Origin of the sequence: Mycoplasma anseris ATCC 49234, assembly GCF_000702805.1 — a bacterium.
GTDB lineage: Bacteria > Bacillota_I > Bacilli_A > Mycoplasmatales > Metamycoplasmataceae > Metamycoplasma > Metamycoplasma anseris.
In genome coordinates, this window is record NZ_JNJX01000007.1 from 26272 (window position 1) to 47427 (window position 21156).

Consider the following 21156-nt stretch of genomic DNA (forward strand, 5'->3'; position numbering starts at 1 on the left):
ATTTTATTATATCAAAATTTTTTTCGCTCATAATGTTTTATCGATTTTAATAGCTTTTAGAGTATAATAAAATTTATGTATTTAATAGTTGGAAATGAACAATATTTTATTGATAAAAAAGTTGAAGAATTAGTTTTAGATTTTAAAAAGAATAATGGCTTGGATATTCAAATTTTTAATTATTCTTTTGATTTGGATGTTGAAGAATTAATTAGTTTAATTGATACAAACGACATTTTTTCTTCTAAGAAAATTATTCTTTTGAAAGAATTGAATATTTTAAATGCAAAAAATAAAACAAATAAACAAACTTTAGAAGACATTATCGATTTGTTAAAGAAATCTTCTAATGATTTGCTAATCATTTTTACTAAGTTTCAAGAAAAATATGACAAGAGTTTTTCTGCTTCTTTACTGTTTGAATTCTTAAATAAAGAAGCGATTAAAATTACAGTTGAAAAATTAAATGATAAATCACTTTTCTCATTTATAAATAATTATGTAATTGAACAAGGTGGCAAGATTGAGCAAACAGCATTAATTGAACTTTTAAACAATATGCCCAATAACATTGAATTGATTACTAATGAGATCAATAAATTAATGTTAGAAGATAAATTTATTACTGAACAAATGGTTAGAGATAATAATTTGTCATTGTCAAATAATATTGATTTTGCTTTTACTAATGAACTTTTAAAATTTTATAATGAAAAAGTAATTATCAAAAAATATCAAGAACAATTAGAATATGGTGTTAGCCCAAGCAATATTCTAAATCAAATTGCTAATGTTTTAAATGATGTTCAAAATATATATTTATTAAAAAGTCAAAAAAAAGATTTAGAAACAATTGCTAAGGAATTAAAAATTCATATTTTTAGAATTAAATTATTTAATACTTTTTTAATTAAAATAGGTTATGAAAAAATTAAATTTTTAATTAATCAATTAGCTAATTTAGATTATGATATAAAAAATGGCAAGATTGATGAAGAAAATGCTTTAAATACATTTATTTTAGAATTAATCAAATAAGGAGTAATGGTGTTAAAAAATACAAGAAGAATAATTTTGTATGAGCTAAAAATTGAATCCTTTAAAGATTCTAATGATTCAGGAACAGGGGATTTTGCCGGAATTATTTCAAAGCAAAATTATTTTAAATTTTTAAATGTTGATGTAATTGCTTTTGATGACATTTTAAAGATTTTTGAAAACCAAAAAGACTTGGAATTTATTCATCAACATTATGGGTCAATGGCGGAATTTAAAAATATGAATGAAACTTTTAAACAACAAGAAATATATTGCGCGCCAATAATTGATTTATTAAATTTAAAACAAGCTTATATGAATTGATATAACATGATGAACCTTTATAGCAATAAAAAAAATGATAGCAATTTAATTAATTTAGCAACAATTGATTCATATTTAATTAATGATTATCAAAACCAACAAACAAGCATTACTAAATTGGCAAATTTAGTTTTATACTTTGAAAAAGTAATTAATTTTTATTATCAATGCGGCATAAATGTTTTTATTTTAAAAAATTTTGAATTTCTTATTTCATACAAAGAATCAGAGAATTTTTCTTTTTTAAAAGATCTTTACAAAATCATCAAACGAATTGACAATAAAAACATGATAATTTTAGCCTCTTCAAATCATCATCCTCTTATTTATAAAAAAATGTCAAAACAAAATGAACGTGTATTTGATTATATGTATTTAACTCATTTTGCCAAAATTGGTATTCACCCCTCACTTCCTTATTCAAACATGCCAAAATTAACTTATAAGAAGATTAAACAAACACTTTTCCCTTATTTAAATGATCATCGTTTCATTTTGGGATTAAATGATGGTAAATGGGGCCGACTAAATTCTAAATGAGGCGATGAAAAGGCTTTTTATTCTGAAGCTATTAAATCATTTATGATGTTGCTATTTGCAGCAAAAAACTCAATCGCTTTATATTATGGTGATGAATTAGGCACATTAAGGGCTCAAATTAACAAACAATCCGATTTTAATGACATTGATTATAATGAACAAAAAAGATATTATGAATCAAAAAACATTAAAAATGATCAATACAGTCAAATTAGACAATATTTAGATCAAGTAAATAACGAAACATTAATGAGTTGAACAGCAAAAAATAATGGGGGTTTTTCAAACAATAATGAGATAAGCAAAATAGTAGCTTTAAATTACAAAAAAAATAATGTTTTATTACAACAAAACGATCCTTTTAGTCCATTAAATTTTTGAGTCTTTTTAACTAATTTGATTAATAATGAAAAAACCAAAAACATATTTTCAAAGGGAAAAATTAAAAAAGATGGTAATTTTGGAAAAATTATTCAAATAACAAGAGAATTTCAAAAAACAAAAATTAGTTTTATCATTAATTTTGCAAATACTTTTAAAGTATGACATAAAAACTTCATTTATTCAGATTGAAAAATTTTGTCTAGTTCTTATGTAAACAAATTTTATTCAAGCATTGATAAGGTTTTATCACCCTTTGAAAGTTTTATTCTTATTAAAACAAAAAATATTGAAAATGAAGATGAAGAATAAGTTAATATAAAGTTTTTAATTTTAATATTTTGTTTTTATTTATAATTTTATTATTAATTAAGGAGCGATATGAATTCGAAAATATTATATGATGCTGCTGTTGGTTTAGAAAAGGGAAATGAAAATAAACCAGCAATGGGAATTATTTGAGCAATTTTAGCAATTTTATTGGTTGCAGTACTTGCTTGAATTATTTGAAAAGTAGTAAAAGGTAAGGTTCAAAAAAGAAAATTGCAAAAAATTGAACAAAAAAAACAAATTGAAGATCGTAAGAAATTCTATGAATATGTAATAACTATTAATCAAATTATTCTTTACACTGAAAAAGAATTAGAAAAATTTGTTGTTTCAATTGGTGAAACAAAAATGCGTGAAATAAGAGATGGAAGCAAAAAATTAATTAAAAAATTAATTGAAAGAGATGATTTTGCTTCAACATTTGTTAATAATGAACAATATACAAGCTTTGTGGAACAAACAGAATTATTATGTGTTACAAATGCTAATTTATGAGACAAAAAAATCCCTGAAACAATTGCTTATTTCAAAGATCAATTTAAAACTGTTCCAGAATCAGATCGTAAAGAAGAATGCATTGTTTTATCAAATGAATCAATAGAAAGACAATTTTATGAAAAAAACTAGAGAACATAAAGCTGCTGCTAAAATAAAAATCACAAAAAAATTTGGAACTGCTAATTGACTTACTATTTCTAGATTGTTATTAATGATTCCTTTTATTGTAATTATGTGTGTTGTTTTTGCACTAATCACAAAAAATGGTTCTTTTTTTGGATATCTAGTTGAAAATGGGAAAATCAATTTTTATGGTTCAGAAAATAAAGTAGCGCTATCTGCATTATATTGAATTAATATTGTTATTTTTGTGGCTGCTATGATTACTGATTGAGCTGATGGTTTTATTGCTAGAAAAACTAAAACTGTTACAGCTTTTGGAAAAGTATTTGACCCAATTGCTGACAAGATTGCAACTAATTTAATGTTAATGTTTTTAGCGATTTATAATTTCACTTATTTACCAATTGTAATTTTATTCATTGTAAGAGATATTTTGGTTGATGGTTGCCGGGTATTTGCTACTAAGAAAAATATTGAAATCAAAGCTAATTGATGAGGAAAAATCAAGACTATCATTGTAACATTAGCAATTGTAGTAATTGCTGTTTCTGCTCCTTGATTATCAAAAGTATTTATTGAAACACCAACCGATCAAAGTCCAAGATATGAAAATTATTTAATTTATGTAAACATTCCTTTAATTTTAGGTTTAGTAATTGCTTGAGTTAGTGGAATTATTTACATGAAAAAATACTTAAAAGGCATTACTGAAGATTTAGAAGAAAAACACAAAAAATTAATTGCCGAAAATAAAGCAATTGAAGAATCAAAAAATCAAGCTAAAACTAATAAAAATGATGATTCTGAAGTAGTTAAATCAAAAGAGCTTGAAATTATAAAAACTAATGAACTTGAATTAGAAAAAGAAGAACAACTAACCCCTGATTCAGAAAATAAAGTTTTAGAAAATAATTCAAGTTCAGTTAATTTAAATGAATCAATTTTTGAAGAAAACCCCGATTTCTTTGATTAATGATTATCTCTCGTATTGAGAGATTTTTTTATCTAATACTGCCTATGCAAAATAGCTTTTTTTGTTTTTTTATATATTTAATATATAATATTATTATTAATTTAAATTAATCTACTATATATAGGAGGAAATTATGCCAAGAGAAGGATTAACATTAAGATGTGAAACTTGTAAAATGGAAAATTACATTACAAAGAAAAACAAAAAATTACATCCAGAAAAAATGGAAGTAACCAAATATTGTGCAAAATGTAATGGACATACAACTCACAAAGAAAAAAAATAAATCTTTAGGAGAAATAAATGATAAGAACAGAATTAGAAAAAATCTTTAGTGAAACTAAAGTTGAAGCAATTATTGCGGAATCTCCTCAAACAAGATTATGATATTCAAACGTTCAAACTTCTGATGGTTATTTAGTAATTGAACCCAATAAAGCATATTTATTTGTTGATGGAAGATACATTGAATATGTAACTAAAAATGCCAAAAATGTCGAAGTAAAACTACTTCAAAAAGGTTCTTTTACAGAATTTTTAGTTAAAAAAGGATATAAAAAAGTAGCTGTTGAAAAAGATTATTTAAATCTACAAACCTTTGATTATTTTAAAGAAGTTTTACCACATGCGGAATTTGTAAAAATTCAAGCCCAATTATTAAGAATTCATAAAGATGAAGAGGAAATTGCAAAAATTCAAGAAGCTTGTGATATTTCTTTACAAGCATTTGAAGAATTAAAAAAACTATTAAAAGTTGGCATGACTGAATTAGAAGCATCAAATAAATTAGGTTATTTAATGAGACTATTTGGCGCTGAAAAAGAATGCTTTGATTCAATTATTGCCTTTGGTGAAAATGCAGCTGAACCACACCACCATCCAACTTCAAGAAAACTACAAGATGGTGACATTGTTAAAGTTGATTTTGGTGCTCAATTCGAAGGATGAGCAAGTGATATTACTAGAACATTCTTCTTTGGTCAAAAACCAAAAAGTCCAGAATTAGTAAAAATTCTTGATATTGTTAAAGAAGCTCAAAAACAAGGAAGACTTGCTGTAAAACCTGGAGTTTCAACCCAAGATATTGACAAGATTTGCCGCGATTATATTGAACAACAAGGATATGGTCAATTCTTTACTCATTCAACAGGACATGGAGTTGGTATTGATGTTCATGAACTACCAGGAGTTGGTAGAGGTGGCGCAGGCGTTATTTTAGAAGAAGGTATGGTAATTACTGTCGAACCTGGAATTTATGTTGAAGGTTTAGGCGGGGCTAGAATCGAAGACACAATTTATGTTACTAAAGATGGTTCAAAAGTATTAAGTAGACCTGAAGATTATAAATAAAATAATAAAAAATAGAAGTATCCGGAAACTTCTATTTTTTATTTTCTTTTGCGATTGTATGAAACAGTAAAGTTTAATACTAAGAAGAAGATTGTCATTATGCCGACAAATAATGCCATATGTCATAATTCAATTGATTCAGGTTTCATTCAGAAGAAAAATGCCCGACTATTAGCTGCACTATTTAAAAAGACATGTTTACCATCTAACAATGATCCTCTAATTAGATTTCCGATTTGAGTAGTTGGAAATAAAGAAGTAGTTTCAGCAACGGCTCTTGGTAAAGTGTTTAAAGGAACAAATGCCCCAGTTAAAAAGCCAGCTACCATTGATAAGACTGAGTTTAAAGCTGAATAAACCCCAATGTTTTTAACATAGCTAATAAAGAAGACGATCATGGCTGAATTAAATAAACAACCAAGCATTGCAATTCCTCATATTCTAAATCCAACATTAACACTAAAGGTTAAAGTATGATCAATTCCCATTCAACCTAAGGTTACTAAATAAATAAAGCTAGTTATTACCATATTCACAACAATGTTAAAGAACAAATAACTAAACCTAATAACCGAAGATCTAACTGGAGTGATAAATAAGTCATTTAAAACTTTCTTTTCAGCATCAGAAACCATTACTGAAGATATTGCAAGTGCATTAGTAAAGGTTGTTACGGTAATTAAACCTATTAATAAAAACCAATCAGCATATTCATTTTGAAGCATTTTTTTGGCATCTTCACTAAATAAATAAAGTCCATCATATACTTCTTGTGTTTTAAAAGCAAAGCCTAATTGTTCTTTATAAATGTTTTTAGCAAATAAAATAAAGCATAAAAAGACAATTAATGGGCTTAATGCGGTTATAAAAATTCTTTTAGGTTCTTTGATAAAACAAAGACAATTTCTTTTAAATAGTCTTCACATTTGTGTCATTACTTGCCTCCTTTTTTAAAGGCATTGGTTACGTTTAAAAAGACTTCATCCATATCACCTTTTAAAAGTTCATAATCACTTATTAAATCTAAATTATTTTTAACAAAATCTTTTGCTTCTTGATATGTTTTAAATCTTAAGATATTAACATCTGAAGAAGTTTCTCAACTAATAAAACCTTTTGCAATTTCAGCAATATTTTTTAAATAAGGATTAATTTGCTCACCATAAAGTTTTACCATGGCTGTAGCATATTCAGTTTTTAAACTAGCCGGTGTACCTTCTGCTAATTTATTTCCTTTTTCAATAATAATTGCATAATCACAGTTATTGGCTTCTTCCATATAGTGAGTTGTTAATAAAATAGTTAGTTTTCTTTCTTTTTGAATTTTTCATAAGATATCTCACACCAATTTTCTTGAACTTGGATCCAATCCAGTTGTTGGCTCATCTAAAAACAAGATGCTTGGTTTATGAACTAAAGCTCTAGCAATATCAACTCTTCTTTTTTGCCCACCACTCAATTTTCCATATTCACGGTTTGCAATTTCATTTAATTGAAATTCGTCCATAATTTCTTGAACAATTTGTTTCAAGCCTTTTTCTTTACCAAAATAAGAACTATATAAAGAAGCTCTTGTTGTTAAGTTTTGAACAACACTTAATTTGGCATCTAAAATTGATTCTTGAAAAACAATTCCAATGCTTTTTTTGATATTAATGATATCTTTAGAAGCGTCAACTCCATTAATTAAAATGGTTCCGTCATCTTTATTTAATAATCCTAATATGATATTTAAAGTAGTTGATTTGCCGGCCCCATTTAAGCCTAAAAAACCAAAAAGTTCACCTTTTTTAACACTAAAAGATAAATCATTTAATGCTAAGTTTTTCTTAAAACTTTTTCTAAGGTTTTTAATTTCAATTGCTAATGGATTTTGCTTGCTTATTTGTAATTGGTTATTTTCTTGCCTCATTTTAACCTCTTTAAAATAATTTTTCTTCTTCTTTATTTAAAAGTAAAGCAATTTCTTCTTTATATGGACTTTGATTATTGATATAAGGAGTTTCTAAAATAATCGGAATATTATCAAAATCTTTATCAAAGACAAATTTTTGTAAGGCGTTTTTGCCAATATATCCTTTGCCAATATTAGCATGACGATCTTTGTGTGAATTTAAGACATTTAAAGAATCATTTAAATGAATTACTTTGACGTGTTTTAATAAATCATTAGTTTTTAAATATGTCTTAAATTCTTCATATTTAGTAATATCATATCCACCATCTCAAATATGACAAGTATCTAAACAAATGGCAACTCTAGGGTGATAATTTAAACCTTTTAAAACATATTGAATTTCTTCAAATGTTTTGCAAACTTCACTACCTTTACCTGCCATTGTTTCTAAACAAATAACAACATCTTTAGTTTTAGCAATAACATTTTTTAAAGTATGAATCAAAACATCTAAAGACTCTTTACGTTCAAATTGCGTTGCTGAACCAGGATGCAATACTAATCATTTAGCATTAATATAATTCATTCTTTGAATTTCTTTTATTAAAAAATCTTCTGCAAACTTGTGTTTAATAACACTTGCTGCATTAATGATATAAGGAGCATGAACAACAATATCCTCTTCTTTGATTTTAGACTGATATTTTAATTTATATTCTTCATATTGATATTTCGAAACATCAGCTCGAATGGTATTTTGTGGCGGTCCTAAATAGATCATCGCACAATTGGCATTGTTGTTTAAACTTTCTTCAATTGCCCCAACTAAATAATTGGGACTTTTAAAAGAAACATGACTCCCTAATTTAATCATTTTTATCCTTTCTTAATCAATATCATAACTTTCATTTAAGAAATATTCTTTTAATTTTTTGCGTTTTTGAGGATGTTTTAATTTACGTAATATTTTAGTTTCAAGTTGTCTTACTTTTTCTTTAGTTAAATTCATTTCTTTTGCCAATTCATCTAAAGTGTGAGGACGATAAGTTTCACCATTTTCATCTTTTCCAATTCCAAAACGTTTTCTAATTAAAATTCTATCGTCTTTATCTAAACTATTTTCTAGCATTTCATCAAGAATCACACTTAATTCTTCATGAGAAGCATAATCAGTTGGACTCATTACGGTTTCATCTTTTACAAAATCACTAAAACTTGAGTTTTCTTCTTTTCCAATGTTTTTATCTAAACTAATTGGGTCGATGTTAATTTTTCTAATGTATCTTACTTTTTCAGCAGTGAAATCACCCCCATATTTTTTTGCTATTTCTTCATCAGTTGGGGGATAACCTAATTCTTGTTGTAATTCTCTTTCGATTTTAAGAATTTTGTTAATTGTTTCAACCATATGAACTGGGACCCTAATTGTTCTTGCTTGGTCAGCCACTGCTCTTGTTATTGCTTGTCTTATTCATCAAGTAGCATAGGTTGAAAATTTATAACCTTTGTGATAATCAAATTTAGAAACTGCTTTCATGATTCCTGAATTACCTTCAGAAATTAAATCAATAAAGCTTAAGCCTCTATTTTTATATCTTTTAGCATTATTTATAACTAATCTTAAATTTCTTTTTACAAGCATATCTCTAGCTCTTTTAAAACGATAATAGTCACCCTTTTCTAACGCTTTTTCCATTTTTTGGGCTAATTCTAGTTCTTCTTTTGGGGTTAATAATTTACCATATTTTCCAATTCAACGCATATATCATTTTACGATATCATTAGTTTCAGTCAATTTGTTTGAAAGAACATTATCATCTTTTAGATTTAATTGTTTTTCATCAAGTTTAATGTCATAATCATCATATTCTTTTAAAAGACTTTCAGCATTAAAATCTTCATAATCATCCAATTCAGATTCTAATTTAGGTAAATATTGTTCTTCTTCGTCATTTATTAATTCTTCATCTTCGTCTTCTTCATCACTAATACGAACACTACTATCATCAAATTCTGAATCAACGTCTAATTCTTCATTATCATCAATTTCTTCATCTTCAAAATCCATTTTAGATTCATCAAATTCTTCTTCAGCTTCTTCTAAAATTTCATCTTCTTCATCATCTTCTTCAACAAAAGATTTCTTTTCTTTTTTGTTTTTTTGTTTAATATTGTCTAAAAAATCTGTTTCACTAATGTCATCATCATCCCCAAAATCCACATCAACACTTAATATGTTTTCTTCCATTAGTTTTTCAAATAAAGCATCAGTTTCAGCTTCATCAATATAAAGTTTTTTCTTTTCCAATAAGCTAAAAATTTCTTCTTGATTAAAAGAAGTTTTCTGTTTATTTTTACTTTGGATTTTCTTTAATTCATCCTGGATTTTCTTTGTTACTAAATCAATGGATAAATCTAAATCAGTTTTAGCCATAATTTTCCTTTCTTAATGTTTTAATAACTTTTTAATATTGCTTGGTTTTTCAGTAGTAATTTCTTTAATTTTGTTATTAAATTCATCTTGTTCTAAATCTTTAAGTACATTTAAATCAGTTAGGGTTGCAAGGGTTTTTAAATGACTTTGTTTATGCATTTCTGATAAGTTGCTATCATTTGTAATAATTTCAGTTAAATTATTGTAATTACCATCGTATTTCTTGGTCTTTATTAAATCAACAACATAACTAATCAATAATCTAATTTCTAAATGTTTTTGGTTGTAATTAACAAATGAAGAAAAAGTGTTTGTTTCAAATTTATTTATTAAGCTAGGTTGTTTTAAAATTGATTTCAAAATCATATAAAAATCAGCAGTTCGTCCAAAGCAATTGATAATTGATTGTCTCTTATTATTTGAGTTTTTATTGATTTTTATATCATTATTGATTGAATTTGCTTTAATAATTTCTTTATTAGTTTTGGATTGGCTATTTTGAACAATTCTTTTAAAATTAAAATCACTTGGAAAATTAGGCTTGCAATATTGTTTATAAAATGAATCATAGCTTTCAATATTTAAAAAGCCATTTTCAATTACTTTTTGTTTAAAAATTAATTTTAATTGATCATCTAGATAAAAAAGATATTCAAACATTTCACGATAAATAATTGTTTTTTGTTCATCTAATAAATTTTTGGGTTGGTTTTGAAAGTAATTTAAATATAGAAATTCATTTAAATCAATTTTATTATTAGCAACCTTTATTAAAGTTTTTCCATTGTCAATATTAAATAATTCATCTGGGTCTTTATTTAAAAGGTTAATTACAAAATTTACTTTCAAATTATATTTATTTGCAAAAAACAAAATTATTTTTAAATTTTTTAAGGTGGCTTTTTTTCCAGCATTATCACTATCTAAAAATAAATTAATTTTGCAATTTTTTAATAAATTTAAATGGTATTCGCTAAAATGTGTTCCCATTAAGGCAACTGTATTTGTAATATTTGCCTTGTGAAGTGCAATACAATCAAATTGCCCTTCTACTAAATAAACTTCTTTTTGACTAGTAATTGCATTTTTAGCCTTAAAAAAGTTAAATAATGTTTTATTTTTGCTAAATACAATGGTTTCAGCTGAATTTAAATATTTGGTTTCAGAAAAACCAGTTATATCTCTTCCAGAAAAGGCGACAATATTGCCATTTTCATTTTTAATTGGAAACATCAATCTTTTTATGAAGAAATTTCGCTCAATATTATTTTTGCTTACAAGGGAAGAATTAATTAAAAATTGGTCACTAAAATTTCTTTCTTTTAAAAATTGATAAATACTTTTTTCTTCAGAAGCATATCCAATTTCAAATTCTTTTACAATTTCTTTGGTTAAATTTCTTTTTTTCATAAATTGAATTAATTCATCATTATGATTAATTAACAAATGGTATTGAAAGAAATTATTAGCTTCTTTATTAATTTCTAAAAGCATTAATTGATTTTCATCAAAAACTGGTAAATTAGTTCTGCTTTGTTTATATTGATCGATGTTAATATTAACTTTTTTTGCCAATATTTCCAAAGCATCAATCGCAGAAATATTTTTATATAATTCTAAAAATTTTAAGGCATTACCAGTTTTCCCACAACCAAAACAAGTAAAGATTTGTTTTTCAGGACTTACTATAAATGATGGGGTTTTTTCGCCATGAAATGGACAACATGCACGAAAGTTTTTACCATTTTTTTGTAATGGTAAAAATTCACCAATAATATTTATAATATCCGTTTTTTCTAATACTTGTTTTCAAATGTTTTGATCCATTAAACTCCTTATTTTATATATTTATCTAAATAATTTTTAATTTCTGAAATTTTTATCCTTTCTTGTTCCATAGTATCACGGTGTCTAATTGTTACTGTTTCATCTTCTAAAGTATCGAAATCAATTGTAATAGCAAAAGGGGTACCAATTGCATCTTGACGACGGTATCTTTTTCCAATAGAACCAGCTTCATCATAAATTAATCTCAAATCAGTGCTGTTTAATAAATCCTTATATACTTCTTTAGCTTTTTCATTAATTTTTTTCATTAATGGAAATACTGCTAATTGATAAGGAGCAATATTATAATCAAGTTTTAAGACTACTCTTTCGTCGTTTTCTAATACTTCTTTTTCATAAGCATCAATTAATATTGCAAACAATAAACGATCTAAACCAATTGATGGTTCAATTACGTGAGGAATTATTTTCTGTCCTTCATCTGTTAAATATTCTAAACTTTCATTTGAATATTTCATGTGTTGGGAAAGGTCATAATTACCACGATTAGCAATTCCTAATAATTCACCTCATCCAAAAGGAAATAGATATTCAATGTCACTTGTTCCTTTTGAATAATGGCTTAATTCTTCTTTTTCATGTGGTCTAATTCTTATGTTTTGAGTTTTAATACCAAGTAATTTAACAAATTCTTCGCATTTCTTAATTCAGTATTGATAAAATTTTTCATCTTGTTCAGGTAAGCAGAAAAATTCTAATTCCATTTGTTCAAATTCTCTTGTTCTAAAAATAAAATCTCTTGGAGTGATTTCATTTCGAAAACTTTTTCCAATTTGGCCAATTCCAAATGGCAATTTTGCTCTGGTTGTTCTTAAAACATTTTTAAAGTTTACAAAAATTCCTTGAGCTGTTTCTGGTCTTAAATAAGTTTGGTTAGCAGTTGTATCGATTGCACCCATTTGAGTTTTAAACATTAAATTAAAAGGTCTAATTGAGGTTCATTCTGTTTTTTCGCCATCATATTTCTTAACGTTTTTAGTAATGATTTCTTCTAATTCACTAAAGGTTGCTTTTTCAACGTTTATTTCAGGAAATAATTCTTTTACTAAATGATCAGCACGGTATCTTTTACCATTGATTTTATTTTCAATCAAAAAGTCAGTAAAGTTATCAATATGACCACTAGCTTTTCAAATTAAAGGGTTAGTAATGATTTTTGAATCAATTTGATAGTTATTTTCTTTTCTAATAAATTCTTTGATTCACATTCTTTTGATTTCAGTCATCATTTGGGTAGCTAAATTACCATAATCTCAAGTATTAACTACACCACCATAAATTTCAGCATTTTGATAAACAAAACCTGAAATTTTCAAATGATTAATAATTTCTTGCAAGTTTTTTTGGTTATTATCATTCATATAGTAGGCTCCTTGATTTATGTTCATTCTTCAACATAAATATTTAAAATTTTACTACTATTTATTAAAATATTTATATTTTTAATAAAATAATGTGGTGAATTAGGTAAATATAGTTGAAAATTAAAATCTAAAGAATTTTATTAAAAATTAGATAAAATTAAAAAATAGGAGATTTATGGAAAAAATAAAATTAAAAACATTATTAGATAACAAGAAGAAACGTTCATATTATGCTTTGTATATTATTTCTAACATTTTTAGTTTTGGTTCATTTTTACCAATGATTTTAATGTTTGTTTGTGTTGGAATAATGATATCAAATATTGATGACCACAATATTGTTAATCAATGTATGATTGGTATTTATGTTGCAATTGGGCTTGTATTTTTTATGATTGGAGCATTAATTGTTATTACCCTTATAAAAGGCAGAAAAAAGATTTGTTCAATTCTTTATTATTTAGCCCAAAAAACAAATAAACATCATTACAGAAGAATGTTTAATTTCTATAAATTTGATCTTTATGGTTCTTCAATAGATTATTCAATTGAAGTTAAAAATTTAGAAATAATTGAGTCAAAAAACAATAATTAAATTCAATAATTTTTTGCTTTTATTATCCTTGAACAATATTTGATAGTTGAATTTGTTCAATTTAAGGAACTTTTCATTTTATAATTATATTATGATTATATTAAATTTAGAGATGGTTTAAAATGTATGACATGCATTTATCTTAAATAAGTGTATGTTGTACATTTTTTTTGTTAAACGAAAGAGGATTTTATGTTTGATATGGTATTAATTCAAAGAATTAGTGATGGAAAAACTACTCCAGAAGATTTTTTAGAAATATACAAAAAAATGGATGAGCAATCAAAAGAAACAATTTTTTTGATTTTCTATAATGCATTAGAATTAAGTGATAAAGATTTTAAAAAGTTGCTAAATTTAGAAACTTTTGACTTGTCCAAAGACTTAAAAACACAGTTTAAAAAACGAATTCATTGAGACATTTTAATGTATGGTTTTGAATGAAAATATAAACGTATTAGGCATAGTTTTTTACAAGAGAAGACTTATGCTGAATTTGTCAATTTTGTAGAAGAAATATTAAAAGCAAAATTCAAAGATTATTTGTATTACAAAAAAAAGCAAGAAGAATTGTCAATTGCTGGTTCAGCATTAAGTATATTTAACTTTATTCCATTTGTTAAATGAATAACATCAATTGCTTCGATTTCATGTTATTCTGGATCTATTGCTATGGGTTCAATGGGAATAAAAACAAAGCACAAAATTAAGGTTATGGAAAAAGAAATGGAAGAATTTACAAATTATTGATTAGAATTTGGAATGATTGAATCACCAACCGATGAACAATTGAAGATTTTTGATGAAAAATTAAGAAATTTTTATATCACATTATCTAATACAATTGAATTTAAAACTTTAAAAGACCGTGAGATATTTGACAATTTATTTATTAATTTATATAGCACATCCGAAACAAAAACAGATAAAAATAAACTTATAGACAAAAAAACAATGAGTGATCTATATGCTATTTTATTAAAGTATAAAAAAGTCTTTGTACATAGATATAAATTTGATAAAAATGACGAAATAAGTATATTTTTGACAGCATCTGACATACTATTAGGAGTCATAAATTTTGGTTCTATGATTCGAACTCATAATGTATCAAATTTGTGAGATATTAATTTTTTAAATAGTGAAAATTTAAATCAATCTTTAAATGTCGCTGGTCAAGTTGGTTCACTCTTATACAAAAATATTTCAAATAGGGACGAGCATCAACTTTATGATTTTATGTTTGATTTCTATGAATTATTGAAGGATGCTTTTGAAACTTTTTGAAAATCCTCAAGAGAATTTAAAGATGAAGTTATTTTCATAAAAAGAATTATTAGAGCTATAAATTCAACTTATCTTTTTAAAGACTGCTTAATTAATGAAAAAGAAATTTTAGATACTTTACTTGAAACATTAACAAGATTATTGCCATGAGACTATTATTCAAATCTTTATTGTATATATTAAATGATTGATTTAACACCAACTAACAAAAAAAGCAAGATTAAAATAAAAGAACTTTTAGTAAATAAAAGAACGAAAGAATATTATAAAAATCTTAAGGAATTATTAATTTTTTATTTTTTCTATATATTATCTTGCATAATTTCATTTTCTTGGCTAATTTATTTAATTTGTATACTGAATAAAAGTTCAGCAAAAATCCATTTATTTATAATTACTTTATTTTTACTTTTGTCAAATGTTATATATAGAATTATTTTGTTTTTTTGGAAATGTGAATCTTCATTTCTGATATCTGCTTACTTATGAAAAAAAACAAGAAGACATCGTTATAGGCTTTATTTTTTAATAATAGCTTCTTTAAGATATATGCTAATTGGTGGCACAAGTTATGGTGCTCCTTCACCATCAGTTTTTCCATTTTTTAAATTAATAGATAACTATATTGATTGAGAAAAATTGCGACATTTAAATATGTTGGACATATATTATGATCAAGACAAAGATTTTAGAAATAATTAAATCAATTCAAAACAAATATCCTAATGTTATTATTCAAGGAAGTTTTGTATTTTATTTGAAAAATTACATTAAAAGAGTACCAAATGATGTTGATTTATTATTTACTAATGTTTCATTAAAGTCAAAAAATTATTTTTTTCAAAAAATAAAAAAGCAATACACTAATAGCACTGTGTTTGATACTGAATGCAAATCTCACTTTAAAATATATTATTCAAGTATAAATGAACCAATAATTATTGAATCTATATTAGCTAAAACTATTAAAAAGAAATATATAGAAAATTATGGTGGCATTAAAATAACCAATAATGAATATTTAGTTTCATCAAAAATATGTCAAATTTTAAGTAATTATTATTTATATGCCTATTTAAATAAAAAATCACGACTTGAAAAAATAAAAAACGCAATAAATGATTTATGTTATGTTTTAAAAAAACATAAAAAAATTTTAAAATCATTAAATTTCGCATTAATTTATGACAACATTTTGATGAACTTATATTATGACCTTTTAACAACAAAATATCATTATGTTAATTATTTAAAAGATTCAAAATTTGAAAATTTTTTAAAGCAAATTAACTCTAAGAATTCTTTACAAATTTTATTTATTTTAAAAAATATGAAAATCAATAATAAAAAAATAGAGTTGATTAACAAAATTTTTGAAACAAGAGATTATTTTATGGATAAAATTCTTTATAAATTTCAAATATTGCAAAAATTTAGATTTGATAATAATTATGGTTTAACTTTTTATATAAAAAATGATTTATTAGTTTCTAATGAATTGGTCAAATTTATCCGTATGATGTTTAAAGAATATGAAATCAATTTTCATAATTCCGTTATTGCAAAATGAATTAACCAAATTTTAGAATATAAAGAAAATACAATAGCATTTAATTTTTTTTGTTTAATCAATATTTTATTAAAATATGGAAAATAATCTTAAAAGATTTAATAGCAATGAGTTTGACTCATTGTTTTTATTAATTATGTATGAATAAACATAGTTAATATATAATATTAATATTATGTTAGATTTTATACAAAAAAGAATGCAACGTTCAATGGAAAAATTGAACAAGAAGATCACAATTGAAGAAAGCGATATCCTAGAAGTTTTAAGAGAAGTTAAATTAGCTTTATTAGAAGCTGACGTTAATTTAGAAGTTGTTAAAGCCTTTACTAAACAAGTTAAAGAAAAAGCATTGGATAGCCAAATTATTGGTAAATTAAACAAACAACAAACCGTTTTAAAAATTTTTAAAGATGAATTAACCAGAATTTTAGGTAGTCAAACCTGTGAAGTTAAATTAAAAAACATTCCAACCACAATTATGATGGTTGGGCTTCAAGGTTCAGGTAAAACAACAACTAGTGCTAAATTAGCAACTTATTTTAGAAAAAAGAAATTATGTCACAGTCCTTTATTAGTTGGGGATGATATTTATCGTCCAGCTGCAAGAGAGCAACTAGAACAACTTGCAAAACAAGTAGGGGTTGATTATTTTACTTTAGCCGAAAATGATGCAATCAAAATAGCAAAAGAAGCCAAAGAAAAAGCTTATGAAAATAAAAATGATTTAATTATTATTGATACTGCTGGACGTTTAGCTATTGATGAAAATTTAATGTTAGAATTAAAAAACATAAAAAAATATGTTCATCCAGATTATATTTTCTTAGTAGTTGATGCTATGAGTGGTCAAGATGTAATTAATGTCGCTAAAATCTTTAATGATGAATTAAATTTAAATGGAACCATTATAACAAAATTAGATAGTGATGCTAGAGGTGGAGCTGCTTTAAGTATTACTCATTTATTACAAGTTCCCATCACATTTATTGGGGTTGGTGAAAAATTAACTGGTTTAGAAACTTTTCACCCAGATCGGATGGCTGATCGGATTTTAGGAATGGGCGATGTTTTAACTCTAATTGAAAAAGCTTCTGAAGAAGTTGATGAAAAAATGATGAAAAAAATTGGTTATCGGATGGTGAGCGGAAAATTTGATTTAACTGATTTAATGAATAGTTTGCAACAAATAAAAAAATTAGGAAAAATGAAATCATTATTAAAAATGATACCTGGTTTGGCAGGTAAAATTGATGAAGCAAAAATCGAAGAAGCGGAAACGAAATTTGAAATGTATCAAATTCTAATTAATTCAATGACTTTGCAAGAAAAAAAGAACCCTAAACTATTAAAAAATCCAGAACGAAAAGAAAGAATTTTAAAAGGTAGCGGTAAAACTGCTAGAGAATACAATTTATTATTAGCAGATTTTGATCGAATGTCAAAACAAATGAAAGATTTTGCTAGTGGAAAATTGCAAATGAAACCTGGGATGTTTTAATGGCGCTTAAAGTTTTTAAAAATATTTGAAAATGAATTTTAATCGTTATTGGAATATTATTTTGCCTTACCTCATTATCAAGCGGAGTTTTAATGGCTGTTTATGAAAAACAAGCCATAACTGCTTATAAGAAATATGTAAATGATAATGGTAAATACCCTGTATTGGACCAACTTGAAAATGAATTAAATAAAATTGATCCTTCTAAAATTAATGAACCTGATTCTTATTTAAAACCAGTAACTACTGCTAAAGAAAATTTATTGGAATTAAGCAACAAATTAAAAGAAATTCAATCTTCTTCAATTAATCCAAAAATAAAACAAGAATTAGCAAATATTATTTCTAACATTGAAACTCTTAATACAACAATTGATTCAATCATTAATCAAGATGGTTTGATTTATCAAGATTTAAAATCATTTAGTGATAATGGAAATAAAATAATTAATACTATTAAACAAACAATCTTTAAACAAGATGATCAGACATTTTCTAAAAATTATCATTTATCCTGAATTATTATTATTAGTATAAGCGGTTCAATTATTGTGTTAATGGCTATTTCTTCATTACTTTATTTAATTTTTTACACCAAGAAATTTGGTATTGAAATTAAAAGAAGAAATAAATCAAAACAATTAGCAAATAAAATTAAAAAAATCTACCAAAAATATCCAGAAGTTAAAGAAATGGTTGATTATGAATAAAATTAAAAGTTGGTTATAAACCCAACTTTATTAATTTAAATTTGAAGTGCATCCACTTTAAGTACTGAGATTATAATAATCTTAGTATTTTTATTTTAAATAGTTGAATTTATGGGTTAATAAAACTATTAAATAGAAATAAATTATCTATCCCTAGCGAATTTGAAAACAAAATACAAATTTTGACTTTTATAATGGAAATTATGTCTAATAATGAAGATTTTTATGAAAGATATTTGTGTAGTGCAAAACAAATTTACAATAGTTGTTATTTGAAAAACCATATTTTGCTTAAAGTTTATATATTAAAAAAATATGAAACCATACTTTGAAAACAAAAAATTATCAATTTGAATACATTCAAAATAACTAAATTTAAACTATAAAACTATTAAGTCATATAGGAAATACTTCATGCAGAAAGAAATATTTATGATTATAAGAATATGTAAAATCATATTTAAAGATCATCATTACAATTTCGATTTAATCTTAAATAATTTTAAAAATTTCAATAAAAATAGAAATTAAAGTAAAAATGTTATAGCCAATTCTACTAAAATATGGATTTTATGCAAAGTGTATGATAAGACAGACAATAGCTATTGTTAAAAAAATTCATAAAAACTTAAATTCTAAAAGATCACTAATTTTAGAAATTGTTGCAAATATTAATAAAATAAAGTCAGAAAAAAAATACAAACAAATTGAATTATCAAGCAAGCAAGAGACATGCTACAAATTTAAATTTTGAATAAATAGTCGAATTATAAGTTTGTAAATATTTGATTTAACGAAATTGAAATACAGAATATATATTTAGTAGTTAATATAGCAATTGGATGATAATTGCATTTACATGGAAAGCTAAGAAAACCATCTAAGGTTATAATATGAGTTAATTTAAAATTTTAAAATGATATACTACTCCAAATATGATAACAACAGGCAAAAAATACATTTTGAGGTTCTTTCGACATAACTTATAGCAACATTTAAACGGTATTGGAATTTAGATTGAAATCAACAGTATAGTTATTTAAACCCAATGTTGAAATAACAAATAAAAAATTCAAAGTTTTTCAATCTATTTGTATAGTTAAATATCCATGTTAAAGAGTTTTTAAAACATGAAAAAAGATTATTAATACATATAATCAAAAATATAATAAATTCTTTTAGTATAAGAAAAAAAAGTTTATGTTATCATTCTGAGAATTCTTCATTTTTCAACTATTCAATATCTCAACAATTTTTTATTCCGTTTAATAAAAATGTGAAAAAATTTTATTTTTAAAAAATAGAATGTTAATTTAATAATAAACAATAACAGAGAAATTAAATTTAAAATTGATGATGATTTCTATCATACAGAAAAATTAAAGAATGATGAATTCAACAAATATTTAAAGTTTTTGTAGACATTTAAAATTTAGGATTTTAAAACCAATAAAAATTGTTTTGTGAATATTTAAGAAGAAGTCGTGAATTTATACAAAGCAGAACAAAATTATTGTTGAAATTAGTTTTTAACTATGAAATATGGATGAATGACATAAATTTTAATTCAATTTTTGAGAAAGATTCAGAGATATTGAAGATTATGGAAATCACATTAAATGAATTAAAATCACCAACTTAATAGTTGGTGATGTAAGGTGACTTTGATAGTAAAATTTAGCATTTTTCATTATACTTTAAAGCTTAATTTTATCTTAATTTAAGTATCAAACTATTGAAAATTCGTTGTACACCTTATAAAATTAAGTTTGAAACCAAAAAGAAAAATAGATTTTACCTCTTGTCTTCTCCTTGAATTTCAAATTTTTAAATTTATGTCTATGCGTAGATGCTTTCTATCTTTGTTTATTTTTTGAACTATACATTTTTACTTTCTCAAAGAATATTCCTACTTTATTTTGAATTTATTTTTAGTAAAATGGATTATTAGGAACATCAATATAATAAGTTCTATTATTTATCTTAATAGTATCGTAAAAATATCCATGAATTAAAACTTTGCCTATTGGGCCTTCTTTTATTAATTTATCTAGAAATGGTGTTTCATGAAATGCATAATTATTAATCCTGGTATCACTATTTTGAAATGTGATTGATGTTAATTTAGAGCATTTTCTAAATGCTTCACGTCAAATTATAGTCACACTTTCAGGAATATTAATTGAAGTTAGTCCAGAGCATCCATAAAATGCCATTTCTTTAATATCAGTCACACTATTTGGAATATTAATTGAAGTTAACCTAGAACATTCATAAAATGCTTGTTCTCCAATCTTAGTCACACTATTTGGAATATTAATTGAAGTTAACCTAGAACATCTTAAAAACGCTCTATTTCCAATCTCAGTCACACTTTCAGGAATAGTAATTGA

At 24.5% G+C, this 21156-nt stretch carries 18 protein-coding genes; 11 read left to right on the forward strand and 7 right to left on the reverse strand.

Going from position 1 to position 21156, the window contains the following annotated elements:
* The first annotated feature begins 75 nt into the window (after window positions 1-75).
* The 6 genes from holA (at window position 76) to T401_RS0102195 (ending at window position 5557) form a co-directional block, all read left to right on the forward strand.
* Window positions 76-1038: a DNA polymerase III subunit delta gene (gene holA, locus T401_RS0102170; protein WP_033178853.1), complete on the forward strand. Its 963-nt coding sequence runs from the start codon at window positions 76-78 to the stop codon at window positions 1036-1038.
* A gap of 6 nt (window positions 1039-1044) precedes the next feature.
* The gene (locus T401_RS0102175) at window positions 1045-2595 is read left to right on the forward strand and encodes an alpha-amylase family glycosyl hydrolase (protein WP_033178854.1); all 1551 of its coding nucleotides are present in this window, start codon (window positions 1045-1047) and stop codon (window positions 2593-2595) included.
* Window positions 2596-2664: 69 nt separating this feature from the next.
* Window positions 2665-3240 (forward strand): MHJ_0274 family protein, encoded by a 576-nt coding sequence (locus T401_RS06860; protein WP_033178855.1) that lies wholly within the window; start codon window positions 2665-2667, stop codon window positions 3238-3240.
* Window positions 3227-4207, forward strand: coding sequence for a CDP-diacylglycerol--glycerol-3-phosphate 3-phosphatidyltransferase (gene pgsA, locus T401_RS06865; RefSeq protein ID WP_052169659.1), 981 nt, complete (start codon window positions 3227-3229; stop codon window positions 4205-4207). Before T401_RS06860 ends, pgsA begins: the two co-directional genes overlap by 14 nt.
* Window positions 4208-4340: 133 nt before the next feature.
* The gene (gene rpmG / locus T401_RS0102190; RefSeq protein WP_033178856.1) at window positions 4341-4493 is read left to right on the forward strand and encodes a 50S ribosomal protein L33; all 153 of its coding nucleotides are present in this window, start codon (window positions 4341-4343) and stop codon (window positions 4491-4493) included.
* 17 nt (window positions 4494-4510) lie between these two features.
* Window positions 4511-5557, forward strand: a complete 1047-nt coding sequence (locus T401_RS0102195) for an aminopeptidase P family protein (RefSeq protein ID WP_033178857.1) — start codon at window positions 4511-4513, stop codon at window positions 5555-5557.
* A gap of 38 nt (window positions 5558-5595) precedes the next feature.
* Here T401_RS0102195 and T401_RS06870 read toward each other — a convergent pair whose 3' ends face one another.
* From T401_RS06870 to T401_RS06875, 6 genes are read right to left on the reverse strand one after another with little or no spacing between them, the layout of a single operon-like run.
* Window positions 5596-6492: an ABC transporter permease gene (locus T401_RS06870; RefSeq protein WP_033178858.1), complete on the reverse strand. Its 897-nt coding sequence runs from the start codon at window positions 6490-6492 to the stop codon at window positions 5596-5598.
* Window positions 6492-7469, reverse strand: a complete 978-nt coding sequence (locus tag T401_RS0102205; RefSeq protein ID WP_052169660.1) for an ABC transporter ATP-binding protein — start codon at window positions 7467-7469, stop codon at window positions 6492-6494. The genes T401_RS06870 and T401_RS0102205 overlap by 1 nt, the downstream gene beginning before the upstream one ends.
* Before the next feature lie 10 nt (window positions 7470-7479).
* Complete coding sequence (locus tag T401_RS0102210) at window positions 7480-8328, reverse strand: deoxyribonuclease IV (protein WP_033178859.1); 849 nt, start codon at window positions 8326-8328, stop codon at window positions 7480-7482.
* Window positions 8329-8340: 12 nt separating this feature from the next.
* The gene (locus T401_RS0102215) at window positions 8341-9888 is read right to left on the reverse strand and encodes an RNA polymerase sigma factor (protein WP_052169661.1); all 1548 of its coding nucleotides are present in this window, start codon (window positions 9886-9888) and stop codon (window positions 8341-8343) included.
* A 12-nt stretch (window positions 9889-9900) separates the two neighbouring features.
* A complete protein-coding gene (gene dnaG, locus T401_RS0102220; RefSeq protein WP_052169662.1) occupies window positions 9901-11715 on the reverse strand; it encodes a DNA primase in 1815 nt (604 codons plus the stop codon).
* Window positions 11716-11723: 8 nt separating this feature from the next.
* Window positions 11724-13097 (reverse strand): glycine--tRNA ligase, encoded by a 1374-nt coding sequence (locus T401_RS06875; protein ID WP_033178860.1) that lies wholly within the window; start codon window positions 13095-13097, stop codon window positions 11724-11726.
* 178 nt (window positions 13098-13275) lie between these two features.
* Between T401_RS06875 and T401_RS0102230 the strand changes: the two genes are divergently transcribed.
* The 5 genes from T401_RS0102230 (at window position 13276) to T401_RS06885 (ending at window position 18763) form a co-directional block, all read left to right on the forward strand.
* Complete coding sequence (locus T401_RS0102230; RefSeq protein WP_033178861.1) at window positions 13276-13695, forward strand: hypothetical protein; 420 nt, start codon at window positions 13276-13278, stop codon at window positions 13693-13695.
* A gap of 201 nt (window positions 13696-13896) precedes the next feature.
* Entirely contained in the window at window positions 13897-15165 is a 1269-nt protein-coding gene (locus T401_RS06880) for a DNA topoisomerase VI subunit B family protein (protein ID WP_145960547.1), read from the forward strand.
* A gap of 487 nt (window positions 15166-15652) precedes the next feature.
* Window positions 15653-16639: a hypothetical protein gene (locus T401_RS0102240; protein ID WP_033178863.1), complete on the forward strand. Its 987-nt coding sequence runs from the start codon at window positions 15653-15655 to the stop codon at window positions 16637-16639.
* Between the two features lie 88 nt (window positions 16640-16727).
* Window positions 16728-18053 carry a signal recognition particle protein gene (gene ffh / locus T401_RS0102245; protein WP_033178864.1) on the forward strand — a complete coding sequence of 442 codons (1326 nt, stop codon included), beginning with the start codon at window positions 16728-16730 and terminating at the stop codon, window positions 18051-18053.
* On the forward strand, window positions 18053-18763 hold the full coding sequence (locus tag T401_RS06885) for an MG_279/MG_280 family protein (RefSeq protein ID WP_033178865.1): 711 nt from the start codon (window positions 18053-18055) through the stop codon (window positions 18761-18763). The genes ffh and T401_RS06885 overlap by 1 nt, the downstream gene beginning before the upstream one ends.
* Window positions 18764-20694: 1931 nt before the next feature.
* Here the strand turns inward: T401_RS06885 and T401_RS0102265 are convergent.
* Window positions 20695-21156: leucine-rich repeat domain-containing protein (locus T401_RS0102265; RefSeq protein WP_156935656.1), on the reverse strand; the 462-nt coding region annotated here is incomplete at its 5' end.